The sequence below is a fragment of the Methylobacterium sp. C25 genome (assembly GCF_021352225.1).
Lineage (GTDB): Bacteria > Pseudomonadota > Alphaproteobacteria > Rhizobiales > Beijerinckiaceae > Methylobacterium.
This window is the reverse complement of record NZ_JAAUVI010000001.1, coordinates 868,824-891,282: the sequence shown is the minus strand read 5'-3', so window position 1 is coordinate 891,282 and position 22,459 is coordinate 868,824. Positions and strand designations below refer to the sequence as shown.

The 22,459-nt window shown below is 67.7% G+C and carries 21 protein-coding genes; 6 read left to right on the top strand and 15 right to left on the bottom strand.

Annotated features, from left to right (window positions below; all coding sequences use genetic code 11):
* Window positions 1-174 precede the first annotated feature (174 nt).
* Entirely contained in the window at window positions 175-384 is a 210-nt protein-coding gene (locus tag HCU64_RS04220; protein ID WP_233382918.1) for a cold-shock protein, read from the bottom strand.
* A gap of 301 nt (window positions 385-685) precedes the next feature.
* Between HCU64_RS04220 and HCU64_RS04215 the strand changes: the two genes are divergently transcribed.
* The gene (locus HCU64_RS04215) at window positions 686-1,075 is read left to right on the top strand and encodes a hypothetical protein (RefSeq protein ID WP_233382504.1); all 390 of its coding nucleotides are present in this window, start codon (window positions 686-688) and stop codon (window positions 1,073-1,075) included.
* A gap of 68 nt (window positions 1,076-1,143) precedes the next feature.
* On the opposite strand, the gene HCU64_RS04210 is transcribed toward HCU64_RS04215, so the two are convergent.
* Window positions 1,144-1,365: a hypothetical protein gene (locus tag HCU64_RS04210; protein WP_233382503.1), complete on the bottom strand. Its 222-nt coding sequence runs from the start codon at window positions 1,363-1,365 to the stop codon at window positions 1,144-1,146.
* A 316-nt stretch (window positions 1,366-1,681) separates the two neighbouring features.
* Between HCU64_RS04210 and hrcA the strand changes: the two genes are divergently transcribed.
* On the top strand, window positions 1,682-2,734 hold the full coding sequence (gene hrcA, locus HCU64_RS04205) for a heat-inducible transcriptional repressor HrcA (RefSeq protein ID WP_233382917.1): 1,053 nt from the start codon (window positions 1,682-1,684) through the stop codon (window positions 2,732-2,734).
* Window positions 2,735-2,784: 50 nt separating this feature from the next.
* Here hrcA and HCU64_RS04200 read toward each other — a convergent pair whose 3' ends face one another.
* Together HCU64_RS04200 and HCU64_RS04195 are read right to left on the bottom strand one after the other, a co-directional pair.
* Window positions 2,785-3,342 (bottom strand): dihydrofolate reductase family protein, encoded by a 558-nt coding sequence (locus tag HCU64_RS04200; protein WP_233382502.1) that lies wholly within the window; start codon window positions 3,340-3,342, stop codon window positions 2,785-2,787.
* A 68-nt stretch (window positions 3,343-3,410) separates the two neighbouring features.
* Entirely contained in the window at window positions 3,411-4,235 is an 825-nt protein-coding gene (locus HCU64_RS04195) for a helix-turn-helix transcriptional regulator (protein WP_233382501.1), read from the bottom strand.
* Window positions 4,236-4,335: 100 nt separating this feature from the next.
* Between HCU64_RS04195 and HCU64_RS04190 the strand changes: the two genes are divergently transcribed.
* A complete protein-coding gene (locus HCU64_RS04190; protein ID WP_233382500.1) occupies window positions 4,336-5,232 on the top strand; it encodes an SDR family oxidoreductase in 897 nt (298 codons plus the stop codon).
* 50 nt (window positions 5,233-5,282) lie between these two features.
* On the opposite strand, the gene HCU64_RS04185 is transcribed toward HCU64_RS04190, so the two are convergent.
* The 4 genes from HCU64_RS04185 to HCU64_RS04170 all read right to left on the bottom strand — a co-directional run bounded on the left by HCU64_RS04185 (window position 5,283) and on the right by HCU64_RS04170 (window position 9,683).
* Window positions 5,283-7,451, bottom strand: coding sequence for a malate synthase G (locus HCU64_RS04185; protein WP_233382499.1), 2,169 nt, complete (start codon window positions 7,449-7,451; stop codon window positions 5,283-5,285).
* 287 nt (window positions 7,452-7,738) lie between these two features.
* Window positions 7,739-8,521, bottom strand: coding sequence for a DUF1236 domain-containing protein (locus HCU64_RS04180; protein ID WP_233382498.1), 783 nt, complete (start codon window positions 8,519-8,521; stop codon window positions 7,739-7,741).
* Window positions 8,522-8,760: 239 nt separating this feature from the next.
* A complete protein-coding gene (locus tag HCU64_RS04175; RefSeq protein WP_233382497.1) occupies window positions 8,761-9,102 on the bottom strand; it encodes a DUF6180 family protein in 342 nt (113 codons plus the stop codon).
* Window positions 9,103-9,254: 152 nt separating this feature from the next.
* On the bottom strand, window positions 9,255-9,683 hold the full coding sequence (locus HCU64_RS04170) for a VOC family protein (protein ID WP_325169947.1): 429 nt from the start codon (window positions 9,681-9,683) through the stop codon (window positions 9,255-9,257).
* Between the two features lie 204 nt (window positions 9,684-9,887).
* Between HCU64_RS04170 and HCU64_RS04165 the strand changes: the two genes are divergently transcribed.
* Window positions 9,888-11,249, top strand: coding sequence for an MFS family transporter (locus HCU64_RS04165; protein ID WP_233382496.1), 1,362 nt, complete (start codon window positions 9,888-9,890; stop codon window positions 11,247-11,249).
* Window positions 11,250-11,311: 62 nt separating this feature from the next.
* Here the strand turns inward: HCU64_RS04165 and HCU64_RS04160 are convergent, their stop codons facing one another.
* The 3 genes from HCU64_RS04160 to HCU64_RS04150 all read right to left on the bottom strand — a co-directional run bounded on the left by HCU64_RS04160 (window position 11,312) and on the right by HCU64_RS04150 (window position 14,491).
* On the bottom strand, window positions 11,312-12,136 hold the full coding sequence (locus tag HCU64_RS04160) for a 3-keto-5-aminohexanoate cleavage protein (protein WP_233382495.1): 825 nt from the start codon (window positions 12,134-12,136) through the stop codon (window positions 11,312-11,314).
* Window positions 12,137-12,252: 116 nt separating this feature from the next.
* The gene (locus HCU64_RS04155) at window positions 12,253-13,395 is read right to left on the bottom strand and encodes an aldo/keto reductase (RefSeq protein WP_233382494.1); all 1,143 of its coding nucleotides are present in this window, start codon (window positions 13,393-13,395) and stop codon (window positions 12,253-12,255) included.
* Window positions 13,396-13,423: 28 nt separating this feature from the next.
* A complete protein-coding gene (locus HCU64_RS04150) occupies window positions 13,424-14,491 on the bottom strand; it encodes an aldo/keto reductase (RefSeq protein ID WP_233382493.1) in 1,068 nt (355 codons plus the stop codon).
* Between the two features lie 121 nt (window positions 14,492-14,612).
* Here HCU64_RS04150 and HCU64_RS04145 point away from each other — a divergent pair, with 121 nt between their 5' ends.
* Both HCU64_RS04145 and HCU64_RS04140 read left to right on the top strand, forming a co-directional pair.
* The gene (locus HCU64_RS04145) at window positions 14,613-15,554 is read left to right on the top strand and encodes a LysR family transcriptional regulator (protein ID WP_233382492.1); all 942 of its coding nucleotides are present in this window, start codon (window positions 14,613-14,615) and stop codon (window positions 15,552-15,554) included.
* Between the two features lie 181 nt (window positions 15,555-15,735).
* Entirely contained in the window at window positions 15,736-16,347 is a 612-nt protein-coding gene (locus HCU64_RS04140) for a glutathione S-transferase family protein (protein WP_233382491.1), read from the top strand.
* 10 nt (window positions 16,348-16,357) lie between these two features.
* On the opposite strand, the gene HCU64_RS04135 is transcribed toward HCU64_RS04140, so the two are convergent.
* From HCU64_RS04135 to HCU64_RS04120, 4 genes are all read right to left on the bottom strand, one after another.
* Window positions 16,358-17,437: a tartrate dehydrogenase gene (locus HCU64_RS04135; RefSeq protein ID WP_233382490.1), complete on the bottom strand. Its 1,080-nt coding sequence runs from the start codon at window positions 17,435-17,437 to the stop codon at window positions 16,358-16,360.
* 60 nt (window positions 17,438-17,497) lie between these two features.
* Window positions 17,498-19,315 carry a chloride channel protein gene (locus tag HCU64_RS04130; RefSeq protein WP_233382489.1) on the bottom strand — a complete coding sequence of 606 codons (1,818 nt, stop codon included), beginning with the start codon at window positions 19,313-19,315 and terminating at the stop codon, window positions 17,498-17,500.
* 104 nt (window positions 19,316-19,419) lie between these two features.
* Window positions 19,420-20,460: an NAD-dependent epimerase/dehydratase family protein gene (locus HCU64_RS04125; RefSeq protein WP_233382488.1), complete on the bottom strand. Its 1,041-nt coding sequence runs from the start codon at window positions 20,458-20,460 to the stop codon at window positions 19,420-19,422.
* A 115-nt stretch (window positions 20,461-20,575) separates the two neighbouring features.
* On the bottom strand, window positions 20,576-22,213 hold the full coding sequence (locus tag HCU64_RS04120; protein WP_233382487.1) for an inorganic phosphate transporter: 1,638 nt from the start codon (window positions 22,211-22,213) through the stop codon (window positions 20,576-20,578).
* Window positions 22,214-22,459: the final 246 nt, after the last annotated feature.

Sequence of the window (22,459 nt, the reverse complement as noted above, 5' to 3'; positions counted from 1 at the left end):
TCTTGGGGCCGTGTTTCTCGACTCGTCGAGATCGACCTCGTTTCTGGTTGGTTGCAATGACGTTGCGATGAACGTGGACGCCGCTCGGTCATGAAAGCCCGGTGGCAATGGCCGGGCACCGTCACGGTCGTCGGTACGGTGCCGGCCTGAATGGCCGGCACCGATGAGCAGGCGTCAGGCCGCCTGGAGGTTGCCGGCGGAATCCTTTCCGCTGCGCTTGTCCTGGAGGACCTCGTAGGAGATCTTCTGGCCTTCCACGAGCGTACGGAAGCCCGCGCGCTCCACGGCCGAGATGTGCACGAACACGTCCTTGCCGCCGTCATCGGGCTGAATGAAGCCGTAGCCCTTGGTCTCGTTGAACCACTTAACAGTACCGGTATCCACGTAGAATTCCTCGTCGTCATCTTGATGAACCATAGGCGCGCGCCTGCCCGGCGCGAGCATCATGGTTCGTGTCCGAATAGTGTGTCGGATGAGCGGGTGCCGAGGCGACTTGATAAATGCGCGCTCGGAGCGATTAGACCCGCTGCCAATGATGTAAGGGATCGAAGCGGCCACAACAAGGCGGAAAGCTCGCTTTCCGGGCTGCGGCCCCGCCAGCAGCAGGGTTGCGCCGCCGCTCCGGCCCTGTCGTTTTGCCCGTCGCCGGTCCATATACGGTATGGCTCAGGCAGTTAGGCATTCCATGGCGGGTATCTCGGTTTCGCTCGAAGGCGCGAACATTCAGTTGTCGTTTCAGAAGGACGATCAGTCGACCGCCGTGGTGATGGACGCCCGCGCAGCCCGCGCGCTCGTGCGCGCCGTGGGCCAGCTTTTGACGGCGATCGACGACGGCGACGATCCTGCTTTGCCTGAGGATCTCGACGGGGAAGAGGTGGCGATGCTCGACGTCACCTCCTCGGCGATAGAGGTTGGCACCGATGAGCAGGGCCAACCGGTCGTCGCGTTGCAGGCGGGCGCCCTGCCGCCGTTCCAACTCCGTCTGACCGACGAGGAGGCTCGCCACGTGGCGACCAGCCTCACCGAGATCCTGGCCGCACCGCGCGACGTGCGCACCTCTCACGGCGGCCACTGAGCCTGCAAAAAGCCCCCGCGCCGGATCTCGGCACGAGGGCTTCCAGGGAATCGCGAAACGGTATCGCCTCAGAGTCTGATGCCGGGATCGGTCGGACCGCCGGGCAGGTAGTCCGGCTCGGACCCGGGACCTTTCGGCTCGTCGATATCGGGATCGTCTACCGGATAGGGCGTGCGCGGGCCGGTCGGGCCGATATCGGGCAGGTCGTCCGGCTCAGTCGGAGGCGGCAGGTCGCCTGGGATCTTGCCGCCGGGATTCGGTTCGGGGGTCGGCATGCCGGGATTGGCCATGGTCCGTCTCCTCGATCGATGGTGGGTATGCTGGACCAATCCCGCGTCGGCGAGCCGGTTCCGTATGGCAATCGCCCCGAAATGACGCGGGAACACCGACGCGTGCTCCATGGTTGGTCGGCGAATTTGCCTGATGTCCAAGAGAGCCCCATGCCTGACTTGGCCCAGGCCAAGATCCTCATCGCCGTCATCGCTTGAGCCGGCGCGCATGGCGTATGGCAGAGATTGATCCGCGGGCCTTGGCCGGACACAATCGGCCGCCAGGATCGCGTGTGTGACCGACAACAGCCCCTTCCTCACCCCCCAGCATCAGGCGATGGCCCTCGCGACGCTCAACGAGCGTTCGCGCGAGATCTTTCGCCAGATCGTCGAGAGCTACCTCGTCACCGGGGAGCCGCTGGGCTCGCGCAATCTCGCACGCACGCTGCCCATGGCGCTCTCGCCGGCATCGATCCGCAACGTGATGTCGGACCTGGAGCATTCCGGACTGATCTTCGCTCCGCATACCTCGGCCGGCCGGCTGCCCACCGAGCAGGGTCTGCGCTTCTTCGTCGATGCGATGATGGAGCTCGGCGATGTCGGCCAGGAAGAGAAAACGCGGATCGAAGCGCAGATGCGCGCTGCCGCCTCCGGCCATACGTTCGATTCCGCGCTGGCCGAGGCTTCCAGCCTGCTCTCCGGCATTTCGCGGGGCGCAGGCGTCGTGCTCACCACGAAGGCGAATGCGCAGCTCAAGCACATCGAATTCGTGCGCCTCGATCCGGCCCGGGCCCTCGTGGTGCTGGTCTCGACAGACGGCAGCGTCGAGAACCGCCTCGTCGATCTGCCGCCGGGTCTCCCGGCCGGTGCCCTGCAGGAGGCCTCGAACTATCTCAATGCCCGGCTGCACGGCCGCACCCTCGACATGCTCCGCGGCGAGATCGAGGCCGGGCGCCAGGCGATGAAGCGCGAGATCGATGCGCTCACCGAGCGCCTCGTCGATGCGGGGCTCGCGACGACGGTCGGCCCTTCGGAGGCGCGCCAGCTGATCGTGCGTGGGCAGGCCAATCTCCTCGACGACCTGCGCGCGGCGGAGGATCTGGAGCGGATCCGGCTGCTCTTCAACGATCTCGAGACGCAGAAGGACGTTATCGAGCTGCTCTCCCGCGCCGAGGGCGGTGACGGGGTGCGCATCTTCATCGGCTCGGAGAACAAGCTTTTTTCGCTCTCCGGCTCTTCGCTGATCGCCGCACCCTTCCGCGACGGCGAGCAGAAGATCGTCGGCGTCGTCGGCGTGATCGGGCCGACGCGGCTCAATTATTCCCGCATCGTCCCGATGGTCGACTACACCGCCCGCGTGGTCTCGGGGCTGCTCGACCGCAGCCGTTAGCGAGACACGGCGACCAGCCCGCGATGTGGTCTGGCAGAGGCTGCACTGGGTCAGTGCGCGCGCCGGTAATGCATGGCTACCGCACCGTTGCTGAGCGGCGTGGCCGAGATCAGCGTGAGCCGTCGCGTGCCGGGCAACCCGCCCTGGTAGAGGGTCGGGCCGTGGCCGGCGATTCTTGGATGGACGAGGAGCTTGTACTCGTCGATGAGATCCAGCCGGTCCAACTCGGTCGCGAGCGTGCCGCTACCGAGAAGCACGCCGGCCGGGGTTGCGTCCTTGAGCCTCTGCACGCCCGTGCGCAGGTCGCCTGAGATGTGGTGGCTGTTGGTCCAGGGGAAGGCATTTCGTGTCGACGACACGACGTATTTGGGCTTGGCCTCCAGCTTGATCGCCCACTCACGTATCGCCGGCGGCGCCTCCCGTTCGCCGCGGGCGACGGCCGGCCAATAGCTCTCCATCATCTCGTAGGTGACGCGACCCCACAGCATCGCACCGCCCTCGTCCATGAGGCGGGTAAAGAAGGCGTGGGTCTCGTCATCGGCAATTCCCTCCTGGTGGTCGACGCAGCCGTCCAGGGTGAGGTTGATGCTGAAGATCAAGAGTCCCATGCGGCAAGTCTAAGCCCTACAAAGGAGATCACATGGAGGCGGCGGCGCCACGCATCGGGTTTCACAGACTAAGTGGCAGCTGCGACGAGCCTGCGGATCTCGTCGGCGACCGCGCTGGCCACCGGGTTATAGACGATCATCCCGAGATCCGGCCGGCCGTCGACGGCGAAGGATGAGAATTCCAGCTCGATCGAGCCCAGAACCGGGTGCCGCAGCCGCTTCACGCCATCGCCGTGCACGTGGACGTCGTTCTCGCGCCAGAGCGCTGCGAATTCGGGGCTCGCACGCGAGAGTTCGTCGACGAGGGCCTGGACTTCCGAGGCGGCTCCGGCACGGGCGGCATCGGCCCGGAACGCGCCGACGACGAAGCGTGCCAGGCCCTCCCAATCCTGCTGGGCGTCGCGGACGCGCGGATCGCAGAACACGCGGCGCAGGATGTTGCGCTCGCTGAGCGGGACCTTGTCGAAATCGGTGAGCACCACGGCGGCGGCGCGGTTCCAGGCGACGACCTCCCAGGTCGCGGTCTTGATCAGGGCCGGGCTGACTTCGAGGGTGTCGATCAGGCGCTGCAGCCGGGGCGCGATGCCCTGGAAGGGCCGGTAGCGGACCTCCGGCGGGCGCCCGAGACCGAGCATGAAGAGATGCTCGCGCTCCGGCTCCGTCAGCATCAGGCCGCCGGCGATCCGGTTCAGCACGTCGGCCGAAGGCGCGCCGCCGCGGCCCTGCTCCAGCCAGGTGTACCAGGTCGTGCTGATGTTGGAGCGCTGGGCCACCTCCTCCCGACGCAAGCCCGGCGTGCGCCTGCGGCCAGCAAACCCGAAGGCCGCCGGATCTAGCCGGGCGCGGCGATCCTTGAGGTAGTCTCCGAGACGGTTGTCGGGCTCAGCGGACATCGGCCAGCCTGTTGGTCGCTATACCAGGATAAGATCACTACTTTAACGGGATAGAGTTGGGGCCGATAGGGCGCTTGCGATCCATCATGGAGGACATCGCATGCGCATCTTTCTCACCGGCGCCACCGGCTTCATCGGCTCGGCCATCGTGCCCGAACTCCTGGCGGCCGGGCATCGGGTTCTCGGCCTCACCCGGTCCGATGCCGGGGCACGATCCCTCGCCGAGGCCGGCGCCGAGCCGCATCGCGGCGACATCGAAGACCTGGACAGCCTGCGGCGGGGAGCGGCCGAGGCCGACGCCGTGATCCACACGGCCTTCGACCACGACTTCTCGAATTTCGTGGCCAATTGCCAGAAGGACGGCCGCGTCATCACGGCCCTGGGCGAAGCCCTGGCTGGCAGCCGCCGCCCGCTGCTCATCACCTCGGGCACCGGCATGGGCACGCCCGAGGCCGGCGGCCTCGCAGTGGAGGACGTGTTCAACACGAGCCATCCGAACCCGCGCGTCGTGTCGGAGGTCACCGGAGCAAAGCTGCTGGAGGCCGGCGTCAACGTCTCGGTGATGCGGCTTCCGCAGGTGCACGACACGGTCAAGCAGGGCCTGATCAGCCCGCTGATCGAGGTGGCGCGGCAGAAAGGCGCCTCGGCCTATGTCGGCGAGGGCACCAATCGCTGGCCCTCCGCCCATGTCCTCGACGTCGCCCGCCTCTACCGGCTCGCCATCGAGCGCGGGGAGCCGGGGGCGCGCTACCATGCCGTCGCGGAGCAGGGTGTCTCCGCTCGCGAAATTGCGGAGGTGGTCGGCCGGGGGCTGAACGTGCCCGCGGTCTCGCTCTCGCCAGACGAGGCCCCGGCGCATTTCGGCTGGCTGGCGATGTTCGTCGGCCTCGACATGCCCGCGTCGAGCGCCTGGACGCGGGCGACGCTCGACTGGCAGCCGACCGGCCCCGGGCTGATCGCCGACCTCTCGGAGATGCGCTACGACGGAGCCCCCTGAGCGGTCGTCGCGAAGAGGCGCCGCGGCCCGGCTGCGGCGCCTCCCTTCGCTCAGGCCGTTCGAGCCTGCGCCTTCGCCTCGCGACGGCGGGCCGTGAGCACCCACTCGGTGTAGCCGTTCGGCTGCTCGCGGCCCTTGAAGATCAGGTCGCAGGCGGCCTTGAAGGCGGGTCCGTCGAAATCCGGCGCCATCGGCTGGTCGAGGGGATCGGCCGCGTTCTGGCGGTCGACGATCTTTGCCATGCGCTTCAGCGTTTCCATCACCTGCGCCTCGCTGACCACGTCGTGGTGCATCCAGTTCGCGATGTGCTGGGACGAGATGCGCAGGGTGGCCCGGTCCTCCATCAAGCCGACGTCGTGGATGTCCGGAACCTTGGAGCAGCCGACACCCTGGTCGATCCAGCGCACGACGTAGCCGAGAATGCTCTGGGCGTTGTTGTCGATCTCCTGCTGGACGTCGTCCGGCGGGAAGTTGGAGGTGGCGAGCGGGATCTGCAGGATCTCGGCCAGCGCCGACCGGGGCCTGCGTGCGAGCTCGGCCTGGCGGCCCGGCACGTCGGTCTCGTGGTAATGCAGCGCGTGGAGTGTGGCTGCAGTGGGAGAGGGCACCCAGGCGGTGCTGGCCCCGGCCTTGGGATGGGCGCCCTTCTGCATCAGCATCTCGGCCATGGCATCCGGCGCCGCCCACATGCCCTTGCCGATCTGCGCCCTGTCGAGCAGCCCGCAGGCGAGGCCGACATCGACGTTGTTTTCCTCGTAGCCCTTGATCCAGGCCGTCGCCTTCATGTCGTTCTTGCGGATGACGGGACCGGCTTCCATCGAGGTGTGGATCTCGTCGCCCGTGCGGTCGAGGAAGCCGGTATTGATGAAGACCACGCGCGCGGCGGCCGCCTTGATGCAGGCGGCGAGGTTCACCGTGGTGCGGCGCTCCTCGTCCATGATGCCCATCTTGAGGGTGTTGGCCTCGAGGCCGAGCATCGCCTCGACCCGGGCGAACAGCTCGACCGCGAAGGCGACCTCCTCCGGCCCGTGCATCTTCGGCTTCACGATGTAGACCGAACCCTTGCGGCTGTTGCGCAGGCCCGCATCGCCCTTCAGGTCGTGGATCGCGATGAGCGCCGTGACGGCGGCGTCGAGCATGCCTTCCGGGATTTCGTTGCCCTCGGCGTCGAGCACTGCATCGGTATCCATGTGGTGGCCGACATTGCGCACGAGCATCAGTGAGCGGCCGGGCACGATCACCTCGCCGCCGTGGGGCGCGATGTAGTGCCGGTCGGGATTGAGGCGCCGCTCCTGCGTACGCCCGTCCTTGGAGAAGGATGCCGCCAGCGTACCCTTCATCAGGCCGAGCCAGTTGCGGTAGACGACGACCTTGTCTTCGGCATCCACCGTGGCGACCGAATCCTCCAAATCCATGATCGTCGAGATCGCGGATTCGAGGAGGATGTCGGCGACGCCGGACGCGTCGAACCGGCCGATCCGATGGGTCCGGTCGATGACGATCTCGAGATGCAGGTTGTTATGGCGCAGCAGCAGGGCCGACGGCATGCTCGCCTTGCCGCGATAGCCGGCAAACCCGTCTGGCCGGGCCAGGGGGACGGTCTCGCCGGAATTCAGGTTGCCGACCAGCACCCCGTCTTCCACGGCATAGGTGACGACGTCGGCATGGCGCCCGCCGGCCAACGGCACGAACCGGTCGAGATAGGCGCGGGCGCGGGTTACGACACGAGCGCCGCGGGTGCGGTTGTAGCCCCCGCTTCGCTCGGCGCCGCCTTCTTCCGAGACGGCGTCGGTGCCGTAGAGCGCGTCGTAGAGCGAGCCCCAGCGGGCATTGGCCGCATTCAGCGCGTAGCGGGCGTTCGAGACGGGGACCACGAGCTGCGGCCCGGAAATGCGGGCGATCTCGTCGTCGACGTTCTCGGTCCCGACCTGCACGGCGCCCGGATCGGCCTCAAGATAGCCTATCTCGCGCAGGAACGCCTCGTAGGCCGCATCGAGGGGCTTGCCAGCACGCTCGCGATGCCAGGCGTCGAGCCGTTCCTGAAGCGATGCGCGCTTGGCGAGCAGGGCACGGTTCTTGGGCGTGAGATCCCGGACGATCGCACCCAGACCGCCCCAGAAAACCTCTGACGAGATCCCGGTGCCGGGCAAAGCCTCGTCGACGACGAAGTCATGAAGTGCCCGCGCGACGCCGAGGCCACCAACGTTGAGACGATCCATGGCTTTTGCTCGCAGCCCTCACGTGGTCGGAGATTCCGGCCGCAAGGCTTATCAAGCAATTTTTGAGATGGCATCAAAGTTTTTTTGAAACAGAATCGCGATTGTGTTTTTGAATTCAGTTTGTGAGGCGCGTGGCTGCCGCTTCGCTGCCTTCTTCGCCCCTGAGATGGCCGCACCGAGACGATCCCGGAAGCAAGCGTTGCGAAAAAGCGGCCTAAACGCCCCAGTTGAGGCGACGAAAAAGGGCGAAGCCAAAGCCCCGCCCTTCCATGATCGATCCGCCGGTATCAGGCCGGAATGACGTCGATGATCTCATAGGTGTCGGGATCGATGATCACGATGTCGTCGCCGACTAGCACGTAGTCGTAGCCGCGATAGGCCGGGACCAGCGTGAGGATCGTCGCCGGCAGCGGGTTGAGCCGGACCGAGCGCGGGATCGCGGTGCCGACGCTGACGCTGAAGTTCACGTTGGTCAGGGGGCGCACGCCCGACTTGGTGATCGTCGAGCGGAACTCGGTGCGCTGGGTCGTGGTCAGGCTTTTCGAAGCGCCTGCGGCCTGACCGCGTCCGCCGCGCTCGCCACCGCCTGCGCGGCCACCTGTCTCGCCACGGCCGCTCTTCTCGCCTGCCTCGCCCTTGCCTCTCTCGCCGGATTCACCCTTGCCCATCTTGCCGTCGCGCTCGCCTTGCGCATCGCGACCGCCCTTCTCGCCGGCCATGCCGGGCTTGCCGCCCTTCTCGCCCGACGCGCCGTCTTCACGGCCGGCCGCGCCGCCACGCGCGCCACCTTCCTCTCCGCGAGACGAGGCTCCTCCAGCAGCACCGCCACGTGCTCCCCCGCCGGCCCCGCCCATCTCACCGCCGCGTGCGCCGCCGGCAGCTCCGCCGCCCATCTCGCCGCCGCCGCGAGCACCACCCGCTCCTCCTGCGGCGCCACCGCCCGCACCACCGGCGCCAACCCCGGCTCCCCCGCCGCCCGCACCGCCTGCACCACCGCCTTGCGCAAAGGCCGTCGTTGCGCCGACTGCGATCAAGGCAGCCGTCATCGTGCCCCGAAAGAGCTTGTTCATCGCCGCTGATCCCTTTTTCAAGATGATGACGGCCGCCTTCAGGCAACCGTTTCGAGGCTCGCAACGAAGAGCTCGGAAAAACCGTTCCGAATAAAATGTGAAACGACTGATGGATGACCGACGATCTTGGTCAAGCTCGTCGATATCTTGGCTCGTCTGCAAAGCTTTGCGGCCGACCGAGCGATGCAGAGGTCGCCCCCAGGCTCGAAGCCGAGCCAGGGGCGTATCCCGGCCCGACCCTACTCGCCGGCCTTCAGAGCGTCGCGGATCTTGTCTGCGAAGGCGGCGGCTTCCGTCTTCCGGCCCCGGTAGTCGAGCGCCTGCACAACGTAGACCGTCTTATCGTCGGAGGCGATGCAGTGGACGATGAAGGCGGAGCCACCGGCCGCGGGGCCACCCGTGATGGTTACGAGCTTGCCGGCCTCGCGGTTGACCGACTGCACATAGCCCGGTGCCTGCGTCGTCCGCTTCGTGATCTCCGCGCAGGTGTCGATGCTCAACTTGGCCGCGCTGGCCCGCTCGATGCGGTAATCGAAGGTGAAGTCGTCGGCAGCCGAAGCGGGCTGAGCGAGCTGGCTCATCGCGAATGCGCCAAGAGCCAGAGCTGAGTGTCGCTGCATGTGCTGTCGGTGTCCCCTGATTGCGACCATGTGCGGCCGGATGGATCCCGCCGCGAAGGGGCCATCTAGCGCGGGAAGCGTTGCCATAAATCCGGCGGCCGAAACGGCGGCGCTCAATAGTTTGCCCAGAGCCCCGGCGTGGCGAGTTCGAGCGCATGCCCGTCGGGATCGCGAAAGTAGAGGCTGGTCCCGCCCTTTGGCCAGGCAACCCGGCTCTCGATGGCGACCTCGTGCGCATCGAGCCGAGTGCGCCATGCGTCCAGGCTCTCGGCCGGTATGGCGAAGGCCATGTGCAGGGGTCCGGATCCGTCATGCGGCGGAACCACGCCGCCCGGCAGCGTCACCGGCGCGAGCGTGCTGCCGCGGTGGAACAGCAGCAGGACGCTGCCCTGCGCGACCGGGTAGGCGACGAGCCGGCTGTCCTCGACCATCGGCCTCAAGCCCAGCACGTCCTCGTAGAAGGCGCGGGCGCGCGGCATGTCGTCGACATAGAGCGCGGTTTCGAGGATGCCGTTGAGCGGTGGAGCAGGAGCGTTCGACACGGCCGGTGATCCGTCAAAGCTGGCGGCTTGGATGCGTGTGCCAGAATAGGGCGGCGTCGAAAGCGAGCCACAGTACCACAGCGATCATTTCCACGACTGCATTCAAGATGCGGACGATGACGGCTAAGGGCTTGTGCCGAGTGCCGGTTTGCGCAACCGTCCCGGCAAAACAGCAGCCGGCGATAAGGCCGCCTTGGAGGAATGATGACCGACGCCATCTCGATCGCGCCGACACAGCCGGACGATCCGGAAGATCGCCGCCGCCGCATCCTGGCCATCGTCGGCTCGTCCTCAGGCAACCTCGTCGAGTGGTATGACTTCTACTGCTACGCCTTCTTCGCGCTGTACTTCGCGCCGGTCTTCTTCCCGGCGAGCGACGGCACCAGCCAGCTCCTGAAATCGGCGGCGGTCTTTGCAGTGGGCTTCTTCATGCGGCCGATCGGCGGCTGGCTGTTCGGCCGTCTCGCGGACCGGCTCGGTCGCCGTACATCGATGATGATCTCGGTGCTGATGATGTGCGGCGGCTCCCTCGCCATCGCCGTGCTGCCGACCTACGCCACCGTCGGCGCCGCGGCGCCCATCCTGCTGCTGATCGCCCGCATGGTGCAGGGCCTCTCGGTCGGCGGCGAGTACGGCACCAGCGCCACCTACATGAGCGAGGTCGCCACCAAGGGCAGCCGCGGCTTCTACGCCTCGTTCCAGTACGTGACGCTGATCGGCGGCCAGCTGCTCGCCTCGCTCGTGCTCATCATCCTGCAGACCTTCATGACCAAGCAGGAGCTGATGGATTACGGCTGGCGCATCCCCTTCGTGATCGGCGCCCTGGCGGCCCTCGTCGCGCTGTTCCTGCGCTCCTCGCTCGCCGAGACGGCCACGAAGAAGGACCTGGAATCGAAGGAATCCGGCACCTTCTCGGCCCTGTTCAAGCACTGGCGGGCCTTCGCCGTGGTGGTGGCCTACACCGCCGGCGGCTCGCTGAGCTTCTACACCTTCACGACGTACATGCAGAAGTACCTCGTGAACTCGGCCCATATCGAGACCGTCACGGCGTCGCGCATCATGACGGCGTGCCTGCTGGTGTACATGCTGATCCAGCCGATCTTCGGATGGCTCTCCGACAAGATCGGGCGCAAGGCCAACATGCTGCTCTATAGCGGCCTCGGCACCCTGATGGTGGTGCCGCTGATGACGGCGATCGGCGCGACGAAGGACCCCTATGCGTCCTTCGGCCTGATCATGATCGGCATGGCGGTGATCAGCTTCTACACCGGCATCAGCGGCATCGTGAAAGCCGAGCTGTTCCCGACCCATGTCCGCGCGCTGGGCGTCGGCCTGTCCTACGCGGTGGCGAACTCGCTCTTCGGCGGCACGGCCGAGGCGGTGGCGCTGTACCTGAAGGAGGTGGGCATGGAGAGCTCGTTCTTCTGGTACGTGACCGTGATGCTCGGCATCGGCTTCATCGCCTCGCTGATCATGCCGAATCCGAAGAAGCACGGCTATCTCGACGGCGACGGCACCGTCGAGGAGGCGCTCGGTCAGAAGCCGGCCAGGATGGTCGCCGCCTGACGGCGCGCTGCCAACATCCAGCAATCTCAGGGGAGCGGCCTTCGCGGGCCGCTCCTTTTTCGTCAGTGCAGGCCGAGCATGCCGCGCGCCTCGCGCGGCGTCGCCGGGCGGGCGTCGTGTTGGGCGCAGAGTTCGACGGCCACCCGCACGAGGTCGGCATTGCCGTTGGCGAGCTTGGTCTTCGAGAGGCGGATGTTGTCCTCGAGCCCGGTGCGGACGCCGTCGGCGCCGCGCTCCAGGGCCCAACCCATCACTTCGCTCTGATGACGGCCGATGCCGGCGGCCGTCCAGGTCGCCATCGGCAACACGCGCTTCAGCTCGGCGAGCAGGATGTCGAGCAGCCGCTTCTTGGCCGGCAGCGCGTTCTTCACGCCCATCACGAACTGCACGTGGGGCGAACCGTCCATCAGCCCCTCGTCGAGCAGGCGTCGCGCACCGTGCAGGTGCGATAGGTCGAAGATCTCGATCTCGGGCCGCACGCCGTACTGCTTCATGCCGCCGGCGAGATCGGTCACCAGCGCGGCCGGGTTCTCGTAGACGATGGTCGGAAAGTTCACCGAGCCGGTGGAGAGCGAGGCCATGTCCGGCCGGTGCTGCAGCGAGAGGCCCCGCGCCGCCGGATCGCGCCCGCGCCCGCCCGTCGAGAATTGCACGATCATGTCCGGGCAATGCTTGCGCACGCCCTCCTGGACCTGCGCGAAGAGATCCGGATCGGAGGAGGGCGTCTCGTCCGGGTTGCGCACGTGGATGTGCACCAGCGAAGCGCCGGCCTCGTAGGCCGCATGGGTCGACTCGATCTGCTCGGCCGGCGTCACCGGAAGCGTCGGGTTGTCCTTCTTGCGCGGCACCGATCCGGTGATGGCGACGGCAATGACGACGGGTCTCATGGGCGGGCCTCCTGATGCCCGCGATCTAGCGCCGGGCCATCCCGCCGAAAAGCCATGACGGCGGTGGCAGGCCGGGAACGCCGATCACATTGACCGGCGTTCCCGGCTGCATCCGGTCAGGCCGCGCCCGGAACCGGGGCGTTCTGCTCGATCAGCCCCTGCTTCTTCAGCTCGGCCCAGAACTCGGGCGGCACGGTCGCCTTCATCGAGGTGGCGTTGGCGAGGGCCTGCGCCTCCGTATGCGCGCCGACGATGAGCGAGAGGGCGAGGTCGGGGGCGGCCGAGAACTGCAGCGCCGCCGTGCGCAGGTCGACGCCGAACTGGCCGGCGACCGCCCGGAGCCGCTCCCGCTTGGCGAGATGCGCCGGAGCGATGTTCCAGGAGGTCTTGCCGTAATTGTAGCGCGGGCTGCCGGAGATGAAGCCGGCATTGAGCGAGGAGCCGACCACGAAGCCGACGCCCTTCTCGCGCGCCACCGGGAAGACGTTGTTCAGCGCGTTGGCATGGTCGATCAGCGAGTATTGCGAGGCGAGCAGGCACACGTCCGGATCGGATTCCCGCATCACCCGCAGGATCGGCTCCGGCGTGTTCACGCCGATGCCCCAGCCGCGGATCAGGCCCTCCTCGCGCATCTTCGACAGTGCCGGGAAGGCGCCCTTCAGCGCGATGGCGAACTGCTCGGGCCACGGCGTCGGCAGGAGCGCGTTGTCGGCCGAAATGTCGTGCACGAACACGACGTCGATCCGGTCGAGCCCCATCCGCTGCAGGCTGTCCTCGATCGAGCGGCGCACGCCGTCGGCGGTGTAGTCGAAGACCACGTTGTTCGGCGAGGTGCCGTACGGGAAGAGCGAGGCGGCATCGTTCTTCGGCGAGGCCTTGAGCAGTTTCCCGACCTTGGTCGAGATCAGGAAGCTGTCGCGGTCCTGGCCGTGCAGGAACTGCCCGAAGCGGCGCTCGGCGAGGCCGAGCCCGTACCAGGGCGACGTGTCGAAGTAGCGCGTGCCGGCTTTCCAGGCGGCATCGAGCGTATCCTGCGCATCCTCGTCGGTGACGACGGCGAACTCGTTGCCGAGCGGCACGCCGCCGAGGCCGAAGCGGAAGGGGGGCTTGAAGATCTCCCGGGCACGCAGCGCGCTGCCGTTGGCCCTCGAGGCCGGCGCCGCGGCCTGTGCCGAGAGGCCGGGCACCGCGAGAGCGGCGGCGGTGGCGCCGGCGAGGCCGAGGATCTCGCGGCGGTTGCTGTTGCTGGACTGGGTCATCGCGAACTCCTTTCGCTGATCGGTGGCATCAGAGGCCGAGGGTCTGGCGGTGCTGTTCGAGGTAGCCGCGCTCGGAGGGCGTCGGCCGGTCGAGGCCCCACATGGCGCGGTGCCAGTAGGGGTAGATCGGCTGAGGCCGCCCGGCGGCTTCGATCCGCGCCGCCTGCTCCGGCGAGAGCGTCAGGTCCGCCGAGGCGAGGTTGTCGGCGAGCTGGTTCTCGTCACGGGCGCCGAGCACGATCGAACCAATGCCGGGCCGGTCGCGCAGCCAGGCGAGCGTCACCTGCGGCACCGAGCGCCCGGTTTCCGTCGCGACGGTCTCGACCGCCTTCAGGACACGCGTGAAGCGCGCCGGATCGGCGACATAGGGCTCGCGCCAGCCCGCGGTGCCCTGGCGGGTGCCGTTAGGCGCGGCGCCATCCGCGCTCACGCGGCCGCCGAACAGGCCCTGGCCGAGGGGACTCCAGACCATGGCGCCGATGCCGAGCTCGTCGCCCGCCGGGATCAGCTCGTACTCGGCCTCGCGGGCCTCGGGCGTGTAGTAGATCTGGTGCGCGACCGGCGGCACGAAACCGGGGGCCTGCGCGATCATCGCCGTCTTGGCGAGGGCCCAGCCGCTGTAGTTCGAGACACCCCAGTAGCGGATCTTGCCGGACTTCACGAAGCCCGACATCGTCTCGACCGTCTCCTCGATCGGCGTGACGCCGTCCCACTGGTGGACGAAGTAGAGATCGAGCCAGTCGGTCCGCAGCCGCCGCAGCGAGGCCTCGAGCTGCGCGTTGAGGTGATGGCGCGAGGCGCCACCGCCATTCGGCCCGTCCTCGACCTCCGAGCGGCCCTTGCTGAAGACCAGCAGCTTGTCGCGCCGGCCCTGCAGGACCTCGCCGAGCACGCTCTCGGCATCGCCCTTCGAGTACAGGTTTGCGGTGTCGAAGGCGTTCACGCCGGCCTCGATCGCCCGGTCGACGAGGCGCTTGCCCTGCGCGACGTCGATGCTGCCGAGGGTCTCGAAGCCGTTGGTGCCGGCGAAGGTCAGCGTGCCGAGCACGTAGCGGGAGATCTTCTGGCCGGATCGTCCGAGAGGAATCGTGTCCATCGTTGGCTCCTTTCGTTGCTGGCATTGAGTATGGTTCATCAAACGCGCCGCGTAAGGGCTGGTTTGTTGAGCTGAGCTCAATGAAGCTGTGAGCCGGAGCGGTGGGAGCGGGAGACGGTCGATGCGAACCTTCGATCGGGCGATGCTGGCTGACCTCAACGTCTTCCTGACGATCATTCGCCGGGGGAGCATGACGCAGGCGGCGATCGAGCTGGGCGTGAGCACCTCGGCGCTCAGCCATCGCCTGCGGAAGCTCGAAGGCGATCTCGGTGTCAGGCTCATCAACCGCACCAGTCGTTCGATCAGGCCGACCCAGGCCGGAGCGAACCTCGCCGCGCAGCTCGACGACGGCTTCCAGACGATCCGCGACGCGCTGACGACCCTGGAACAGCATCGGCAGTTTCCGATGGGACGGCTGCGGCTCAACGTCCTGCGCGATGCCGCGCGCCTCGTGCTCGGGCCGGTGCTGCGCCGCTATGTCGACGCCTTCCCGGACATCCATCTCGACGTGACGGTCGACGACCGCATGGTCGACGTCGTCGGCGAGGGCTTCGATGCCGGCATCCGCTACGGAGACCGGGTGCCGCACGACATGGTCGGCATCGCCCTGACGGCGCCGCTCGACTGGGTGGTGGTGGCCTCGCCCGATCTCATCGCCCGCCACGGCAGGCCGGAGCGGCCGCAGGATCTCGCCCGGCTGCCCTGCGTGCAGATGCGTGTCGGCGACAACAGCAGCTTTCCGTGGGAGCTCGGCAATGGCGAGAACCTCGTCCAGGTCGACGTGCGTGGGCCGGCCTGCGCCAACGAGACCGAGCACTCGGTGGACGCCGCCATCCGCGGAGTCGGCTTCGCCTATTGCCTGGCGCGGCGCGTCGCGGAAGAGGTGCGCTCCGGCGCCCTGGAGATCGTGCTGCCGGACTGGGCCTCCGAGGGACCGCCGTTCACGATCTACTATCCGAGCCGGCGCCAACTGCCGCCGGGCCTGCGCCAGCTCATCGACATGATCCGGGCGGAGGAGGGGCTGCCGGCGCTCGTCGGCACGAGGAGCAACACGTCACTGTAATTTCTGAACGAACAGCTTTTGCTGAAATTCAGCGGCTTCGGGTGTCCGCTGCGCTCTCGGCGAAGTGTCACTGTTGCAAACGGCGAAACAATCCATTGCCGCTGGCGGCTCTTATCAGCGCGCGGCGAACCGGACATGCTCGCCATCATCATTGCACGCCTGGTCGCTCCCGGAGGCCCACATGAAGCTCTATTTCGCTCCGCTCTCGGGCCACGCCCACCGCGCGCATCTCTTCCTGTCGCTCGCCGGCATCCCGCACGAGCTCGTCGTGCTCAACCTCGCGCAGGGCGAGCACAAGACGGAGAGCTTCCTGAAGCTCAATCGGCTCGGGCAGGTGCCCGTGCTGGTCGATGGCGACGTGGTGGTGCCGGATTCGATCGCGATCATGGTCTATGCCGCGAAGAAATTCGGGAAGACGGACTGGCTGCCGGAGGATCCGGCGGAGGCCGCCACCGTGCAGCGCTGGCTCTCGATCTCCACCGGCCAGATCTTCAACGGGCCCTGCATGGCCCGGCTGATCACCCTGTTCGGCGCCAAGTCCAATCCACCGGAGGCGATCGAGCGCGCCCACGCGATCCTCGAGGTCATCGACGCCGAGCTGGCGGAGCGCGACTGGATCGCGCTGTCACGCCCGACCGCGGCCGACGCCGCCTGCTACAGCTACATCGCGAACGCGCCGGAGGGCGATGTCGACCTGTCCGGCTATGCCAACGTCCTGGCCTGGCTGAAGCGGGTCGAGGCCCTGCCGGGCTTCGTGCCGTTCCAGCAGAGCCGGGTCGGTCTCCGGGCCTGACGCGGCTCCGTCAGCCGATCGCCTGAACGACGGCCTCCCCGCAGCTCTCGGTATCGGCATTGCCGCCGAGATCGCGCGTGCGGAGCGTCCGCTCGGCAAGCACGCGCTCGATCGCGGCGACGATCTCGTCCGCGGCCGCCTTTTCCCCGAGATGCTCGAGCATCATCGCGCCGGACCAGATCTGGCCGATCGGATTGGCGATGCCCTGGCCCGCAATGTCCGGGGCCGACCCGTGGACCGGCTCGAAGACCGACGGGTGCAGCCGCTCCGGGTTGATGTTGCCCGCGGGCGCGATGCCGATCGTGCCGGTGCAGGCCGGGCCGAGATCGGAGAGGATGTCGCCGAACAGGTTCGAGGCGACCACGACGTCGAATCGATCCGGATTCAGCACGAAATGCGCGGTCAGGATGTCGATATGGTATTGATCCCAGCGCACGTCCGGGAAGTCGCGCGAGACGGCGTGAACGCGCTCGTCCCAGTAGGGCATCGTGATCGAGATGCCGTTCGACTTGGTGGCCGAGGTCAGGTGCTTCTTCGGCCGTGACTGCGCGAGGTTGAAGGCGAAGCGCAGGATGCGGTCGACGCCGTAGCGCGTCATCACCGTCTCCTGCATGGCGAATTCGCGGTCGGTGCCGGCGAACATGCGCCCGCCCGCATTCGAGTACTCGCCCTCGGTGTTCTCGCGGACCACCCAGAAGTCGATGTCGCCCGGCTTGCGATCGGCCAGCGGGCTCTTCACGCCCGGCATCAGGCGGACGGGACGCAGGTTGGCGTACTGGTCGAACTCGCGCCGGAACTGGATCAGCGAGCCCCAGAGCGAGATGTGGTCGGGCACCCGCTCCGGCATGCCGACAGCGCCGAAGAAGATCGCGTCGTGGCCGGAGATCTGCGCCTTCCAGTCCTCCGGCATCATGCGGCCGTGTCTTTCGTAGTAGTCGCAGGAGGCGAAATCGAACCAGTCCTGCTGCAGCGTGAAGCCATGGCGCTTGGCAGCCGCCTCCAGCACGCGCACGCCCTCGGGCACGACCTCCTTGCCGATGCCATCGCCGGGGATCACCGCGATGCGGTAGCTGCGTGAAGAGGCGGCCATTCTCGTTCTCCGGACTCGCTGCATCCCCCGCGCGGGGAGTTGCGCCGATGCGAGGCGGCGTCAAGACGTCTCGCCGACGACAGCCTGCCTCTGGCGATCGAGCTCTTCGGAATAGCGGCGCAGCGTGTGGCTCTCGGTGAGGAGGCCGACGACCTTCCGGCTCACCGTGCCGTCGACCACCACCAGCGCCTCGCTCTCCGTGCGGTCGAAGGTGGCCATGGCCTGCTTGGCGTTCATGTCGGTGAGCAGCACGTCGTCGACATGGTGCACGAGGTCGGCGAGATGGGAGGCGCCCTCCTCCCGGGCCCGGGCATGAGCCTCCGGCACCAGGACGATCCCGGCATAGCGCTCCCTGGCATCGGTCATCACCACCCGCGAGGGCGAGCCGAGGGGATGCTCGCGCAGGAAGTCCTCCAGCGGCATGTCGAGCGGGACGGTCTGCACCTCCTTGCGCATCAGGCGTCCGACGGTGAGGTTGCGGATCCAGCCGATGTCGTGCGCGCTGCGGATGCTCTCGCCACGCAGGTGGAAGCGCCAGGTCGCGAAGGAGTAGCCGAAGATCTTCCGCACGGTGAGCGAGCAGGCGATCACCGCCACGAGCACCAGGCCGGCGAGCGGGAAGCTGCCGGTCATCTCCAGCGCCAGGAAGGTCATGGTCAGCGGGCCGCCGACGATGGCCACGGCGAGTGCCGCCATGCCGACGATGGCGTAGGCGGTCGCCGTCATGTCGAAGGCGTTGACGCCGGGCGCGAGCACGTAGAACAGCTTCCCGGCGAGCGCGCCGAGCAACAGCGAGGCGAAGAACAGGCCACCGCGAAAGCCCGAGCCGATCGAGATGGCCGAGGCCGCCGCCTTGGCCGCGAACAGGCTCGCGATGCCGAAGGCGCTGAACGCGGCCGCGGTCTCGGACAGGTGGAAATGCAGGGCGCCGTGGCCGCCGGAGAGCACCTGCGGCGTGGCGACGAGCGCGAGAGCGCCGGTGCAGAGACCGCCGAGGGCCGGGCGCAGCGCCGTCGGCAGCGCGATCCAGCGGAATCCCTGCTCGACCAGCGTGACCCCGCGCATGATCGCGATGCCGCAGCCGGCGCAGATCAGGCCGAGCCCGAGACAGGGCAGCGTATCCGCCGCGGTGATTCCGGGATGCACGGTCCCGACAAGCGCCCTCACGTCGACGAAGGCGGCCTGCGAGACCAGGGCCTGCGCGACGAGGCTGCCGCAGAAGGCGGCGACCACCACCGGCGCCAGCGTGGCGATGGTGTAAGTGCCGATGATCAATTCGTAGGCGTAGAAGGCGCCGGTCAGCGGCGAGCCGAAGGCGGCGGCGATGGCGGCGGCCGAGCCGCAGCCGACGAGGGTGCGCAGGTCCGAGCGACGCAGGCCGAAGGCGATGCCGGCGCGCGAGGCAATCCCGCCGGCGATCTGGGTATAGCCCGCCTCGAGGCCGACGGAGGCGCCGCACCCGTTCGAGATGATGTTCTGGATGGCGACGTAGACCGAGTCGCGCAGCGACATCCGGCCGCCATGCAGGGCGTTGGCCTCGATCGGATCGATCAGGGGGCGGCGGCCTTGGCCGCCGCGCCGCCGCGCCACGAGGTAGGTCAGAAGGCCGAAGACGGCGCCCCCGATCGTCGGGCCTGCGAGCGCGACCATCGCCGGCAGATCGGGCATGGCGCTGAGGCGGCTGCCATGCGGAATTTGAAAGAGAAGTTCGCGCAGGAGCTGCGTCGTCGCGCTCATCGCCGCGACGGCCGCACCGCCGATGCAGCCGATGACCGCCGCGAGGGCGACGAGGCCCGCCTCGCTTCCGCGCACCAGGGCGCGCAGCCGTTCCGGGACCGTCAACTTGGTCCGCGCGGCGGGAGCCGGCGCCGGGTTCATGTGCGGGAAACGTCCATTCTGGGTCGGGCGGCGCTGCCAGCCATGCGCAGGGGAGTATCGGGCATCAGGACGGAGTCAATGCCGGAGCGTCGGGAGCATGCGGCTCAGCGTGACGGCTCGGCCAGGGGATCGACATCCGTCTGGTAGAAATCGCGATACCAGCGCACGAAGGCCGGGATCCCGGTCTCGATCGACGTTTCGGGCACGGCGCCGATCAGCGCCTGCAGCAGCCCCGTGCTCGCCCGCGTGGCCGTGACGTCGCCCGGCGGCAGGGGCAGGGGGATGCGTTCCGCTGGCCGGCCCAGGGCCTCTTCCAGCACGTCGATCATCCGGCCGAGCCGCACCGGCCGTCCGCCGCCGATATTGACGAGGCGATAGGGCGCGACGGGGCTCAGCGTGTCGGCCGCGCCGATCGGGGCACTCTCGCCGGGTTTCGGCGGCACGCAATTCATCAGCCGCATCAGGCCTTCGACGAGATCGTCGATATAGGTGAAGTCGCGCTCGGCCGTGCCGCCGGAGAAGACCTCGATCGGCTGGCCTGCCAGGATCTTCCGGGTGAACAGGAACAGGGCCATGTCCGGCCGGCCCCAGGGCCCATAGACCGTGAAGAAGCGCAAAGCCGTCGTCGGCACTCCGAAGAGATGCGCGTAGGAATGCGCCATCGCCTCCGTCGCGAGCTTGGTGGCCGCGTAGAAGGAGACGGGCGTCACCGCACGGTCGATCTCTCGAAAGGGCGAGGTCGCGCCGCCGCCATAGGCCGAGCTGGTCGAGGCGAGCAGCAGGTGGCGCACCGGATGCGTCCGTACGGCCTCCAGCAGGTTTGCGGTGCCGACGATGTTCGCGTCGACATAGGCGCCCGGGTTCTCGATGCTGTAGCGAACCCCGGCCTGGGCCGCGAGATGGACCACGATCTCCGGTCGGAAGCGGGCCACCGTGTCGAGGAGCGCGCCGGGCGTCTCCAGCCGGGCTTCCACCGGCTCGAAATCCGGGAAAGCGGCGAGCTCGGCATGACGCGCACGCTTCAGGTCGACGTCGTAATAGTCGGAGAAGGCATCGAAGCCGGTGACGTTGTGCCCCTCGCTCAGCAGGCGGCGGCTCAGGGCGTGGCCGATGAAACCGGCCGAACCGGTGACGAGGACGCGCATTCCGGTGCCGCTCCGACGCCGCGGGAGATGGCTGTTCATCCCTCACGTCGCGGCCAAAAGCAAAGGCCCCGGGGCGCGAGCCCCGGGGCCTTCCCGTCTCGATCTGCGTCGGTGATCAGAAAACGTGGCGCAGGATGAAGAACAGGCCGCCGGCCAGCGTGATGGCGGCGGGCAGGGTGAGCACCCAGGCCAGCGCCATGTTGCGGACCGTGGAAGCCTGCAGGCCGGAGCCGTTGGCGGCCATCGAGCCGGCGACGCCGCTCGACAGGATGTGCGTCGTCGAGACCGGCAGCCCGTAGAGCTCAGCGAGACCGATGGTGCCGGCGGCGACGAGTTCGGCCGAGGCGCCCTGCGCGTAGGTCAGGTGGGTCTTGCCGATCTTCTCGCCGACGGTGACGACGATGCGCTTCCAGCCGACCATGGTGCCCAGGCCGAGCGCGAGCGCCACGCAGACCTTCACCCAGGTCGGGATGTAGCGCGTGCCGTCGTTCAGCAGGGTGCCATAGGACTTGAGCGTGCCCTTCTCTTCGTCCGACAGGGTGGCGCCGGAGGCCGGAAGCAGGCGGACCGCATCGGAGGCCAGGTACATGTCGTTACGCACGTTCGAGGTCGCGGCAGCCGGGACCTGACGGATCGAGCCGTAGTTCTTCACCGAGTTCGCGATGTCGGTGGAGAGCGTCGACAGCGCGGCGAAGACGTCCGGCGTGTTCAGCTGCTTGGACTTCAGGGCTTCGCCGACGATCTTGCGCGCCGACTCCGCGTCGGGGGCGACCGAGCTGCCCTTGGCATGGCTCGCGAACAAGGTGCTCGCCGTCTGCGACTGCTGGACGAAGGCCGGGGTGGTGGCATCCGACATGGTGCGGTTGAGGGCGTAAGCGGTCGGGGCTGCACCGATCAGGATCAGCATGATCAGGCCCATGCCCTTCTGGCCGTCATTGCCGCCGTGGAAGAACGAGACCAGCGTGCAGGTCAGGATCAGCAGGCCGCGGATCCAGAGCGGGGGAGGGGTCTCGCCCTTCGGAGCCTCGTAGAGATCCTTGCGCTTCACGGTGAACTTCAGCGCGAGCAGCAGCAGGGCCGCCAGCACGAAACCGCAGACCGGCGAGAACAGAAGCGCCTGGAACACCTTGAAGGCCTGGCCCCAGTCGACGCCGGACGTGCCGTCGCCGCCGCCCATGAGCTGGTTGGCGAGGCCGACGCCGAGCACCGAGCCGATCAGCGCATGCGAGGAGGAGTTCGGCAGGCCGAGGGCCCAGGTGCCGAGGTTCCACAAAATGGCGGCGATGAGCAGCGAGAAGATCATCGCGTAGCCTGCGCCCGAGCCGACCTGGAGGATCAGCTCCACAGGAAGCAGGGTGACGATGGCGTAGGCGACCGCGCCGCTCGACAGCATCACGCCGAGGAAGTTGAAGGTGCCCGACCAGACCACCGCGACCATCGGAGGCAGCGAGTGGGTATAGATGACGGTCGCCACGGCGTTGGCCGTGTCGTGGAAGCCGTTCACGAACTCGAAGCCGAGGGCGATGAGCAGGGCGATTCCGAGGAGCACGAAGGCGCCGATGGCCAGCGGCGACTCGCCGACTGCGTTCATGTCGGCGATGAGGCTGACGACTGCATAGCCGAGGCCGGCGATCAGGATGAGCAGGAAAACGATGATTCCGGCTGGATGCGTGCCATGATCCAGGCGCGGACCGCCTTTGCTCTGAGAGTGTTGGGCCGCAAGAGGCGGCGGTGCTGCAATTGCATCCGACATGATGGCATAGTCCCGCTGGGAAGACGGGCGATGCCTACAAGGGGCACATATCAGTTCCGTGACGAAAACAGCTTCCAAACCGTTTTGCCGGGGATGAAAACTTTAGGCGAATCGTGGGTGTAAAAGAGCGGCGGATCTGAACGCCCAAGGTCAGCTTACGGGCCTGCCATGCGTGCGGTGCGGCTCTTGGTCACCTTCGTTTTGTGTGCACCGCACTCTTCCGCAACCGGGACTTGTTTCCCGAGC

What these genes read in the sequence shown, in the direction of transcription:
- HCU64_RS04215 (WP_233382504.1), top strand. Translation starts at nt 686, where the DNA reads ATGGCGGGTATCTCGGTTTCGCTCGAAGGCGCGAACATTCAGTTGTCG.
- HCU64_RS04210 (WP_233382503.1), bottom strand. Translation starts at nt 1,365, where the DNA reads ATGGCCAATCCCGGCATGCCGACCCCCGAACCGAATCCCGGCGGCAAG.
- hrcA (WP_233382917.1), top strand. Translation starts at nt 1,682, where the DNA reads ATGGCCCTCGCGACGCTCAACGAGCGTTCGCGCGAGATCTTTCGCCAG.
- HCU64_RS04200 (WP_233382502.1), bottom strand. Translation starts at nt 3,342, where the DNA reads ATGGGACTCTTGATCTTCAGCATCAACCTCACCCTGGACGGCTGCGTC.
- HCU64_RS04195 (WP_233382501.1), bottom strand. Translation starts at nt 4,235, where the DNA reads ATGTCCGCTGAGCCCGACAACCGTCTCGGAGACTACCTCAAGGATCGC.
- HCU64_RS04190 (WP_233382500.1), top strand. Translation starts at nt 4,336, where the DNA reads ATGCGCATCTTTCTCACCGGCGCCACCGGCTTCATCGGCTCGGCCATC.
- HCU64_RS04185 (WP_233382499.1), bottom strand. Translation starts at nt 7,451, where the DNA reads ATGGATCGTCTCAACGTTGGTGGCCTCGGCGTCGCGCGGGCACTTCAT.
- HCU64_RS04180 (WP_233382498.1), bottom strand. Translation starts at nt 8,521, where the DNA reads ATGAACAAGCTCTTTCGGGGCACGATGACGGCTGCCTTGATCGCAGTC.
- HCU64_RS04175 (WP_233382497.1), bottom strand. Translation starts at nt 9,102, where the DNA reads ATGAGCCAGCTCGCTCAGCCCGCTTCGGCTGCCGACGACTTCACCTTC.
- HCU64_RS04165 (WP_233382496.1), top strand. Translation starts at nt 9,888, where the DNA reads ATGACCGACGCCATCTCGATCGCGCCGACACAGCCGGACGATCCGGAA.
- HCU64_RS04160 (WP_233382495.1), bottom strand. Translation starts at nt 12,136, where the DNA reads ATGAGACCCGTCGTCATTGCCGTCGCCATCACCGGATCGGTGCCGCGC.
- HCU64_RS04155 (WP_233382494.1), bottom strand. Translation starts at nt 13,395, where the DNA reads ATGACCCAGTCCAGCAACAGCAACCGCCGCGAGATCCTCGGCCTCGCC.
- HCU64_RS04150 (WP_233382493.1), bottom strand. Translation starts at nt 14,491, where the DNA reads ATGGACACGATTCCTCTCGGACGATCCGGCCAGAAGATCTCCCGCTAC.
- HCU64_RS04145 (WP_233382492.1), top strand. Translation starts at nt 14,613, where the DNA reads ATGCGAACCTTCGATCGGGCGATGCTGGCTGACCTCAACGTCTTCCTG.
- HCU64_RS04140 (WP_233382491.1), top strand. Translation starts at nt 15,736, where the DNA reads ATGAAGCTCTATTTCGCTCCGCTCTCGGGCCACGCCCACCGCGCGCAT.
- HCU64_RS04135 (WP_233382490.1), bottom strand. Translation starts at nt 17,437, where the DNA reads ATGGCCGCCTCTTCACGCAGCTACCGCATCGCGGTGATCCCCGGCGAT.
- HCU64_RS04130 (WP_233382489.1), bottom strand. Translation starts at nt 19,315, where the DNA reads ATGAACCCGGCGCCGGCTCCCGCCGCGCGGACCAAGTTGACGGTCCCG.
- HCU64_RS04125 (WP_233382488.1), bottom strand. Translation starts at nt 20,460, where the DNA reads ATGCGCGTCCTCGTCACCGGTTCGGCCGGTTTCATCGGCCACGCCCTG.
- HCU64_RS04120 (WP_233382487.1), bottom strand. Translation starts at nt 22,213, where the DNA reads ATGTCGGATGCAATTGCAGCACCGCCGCCTCTTGCGGCCCAACACTCT.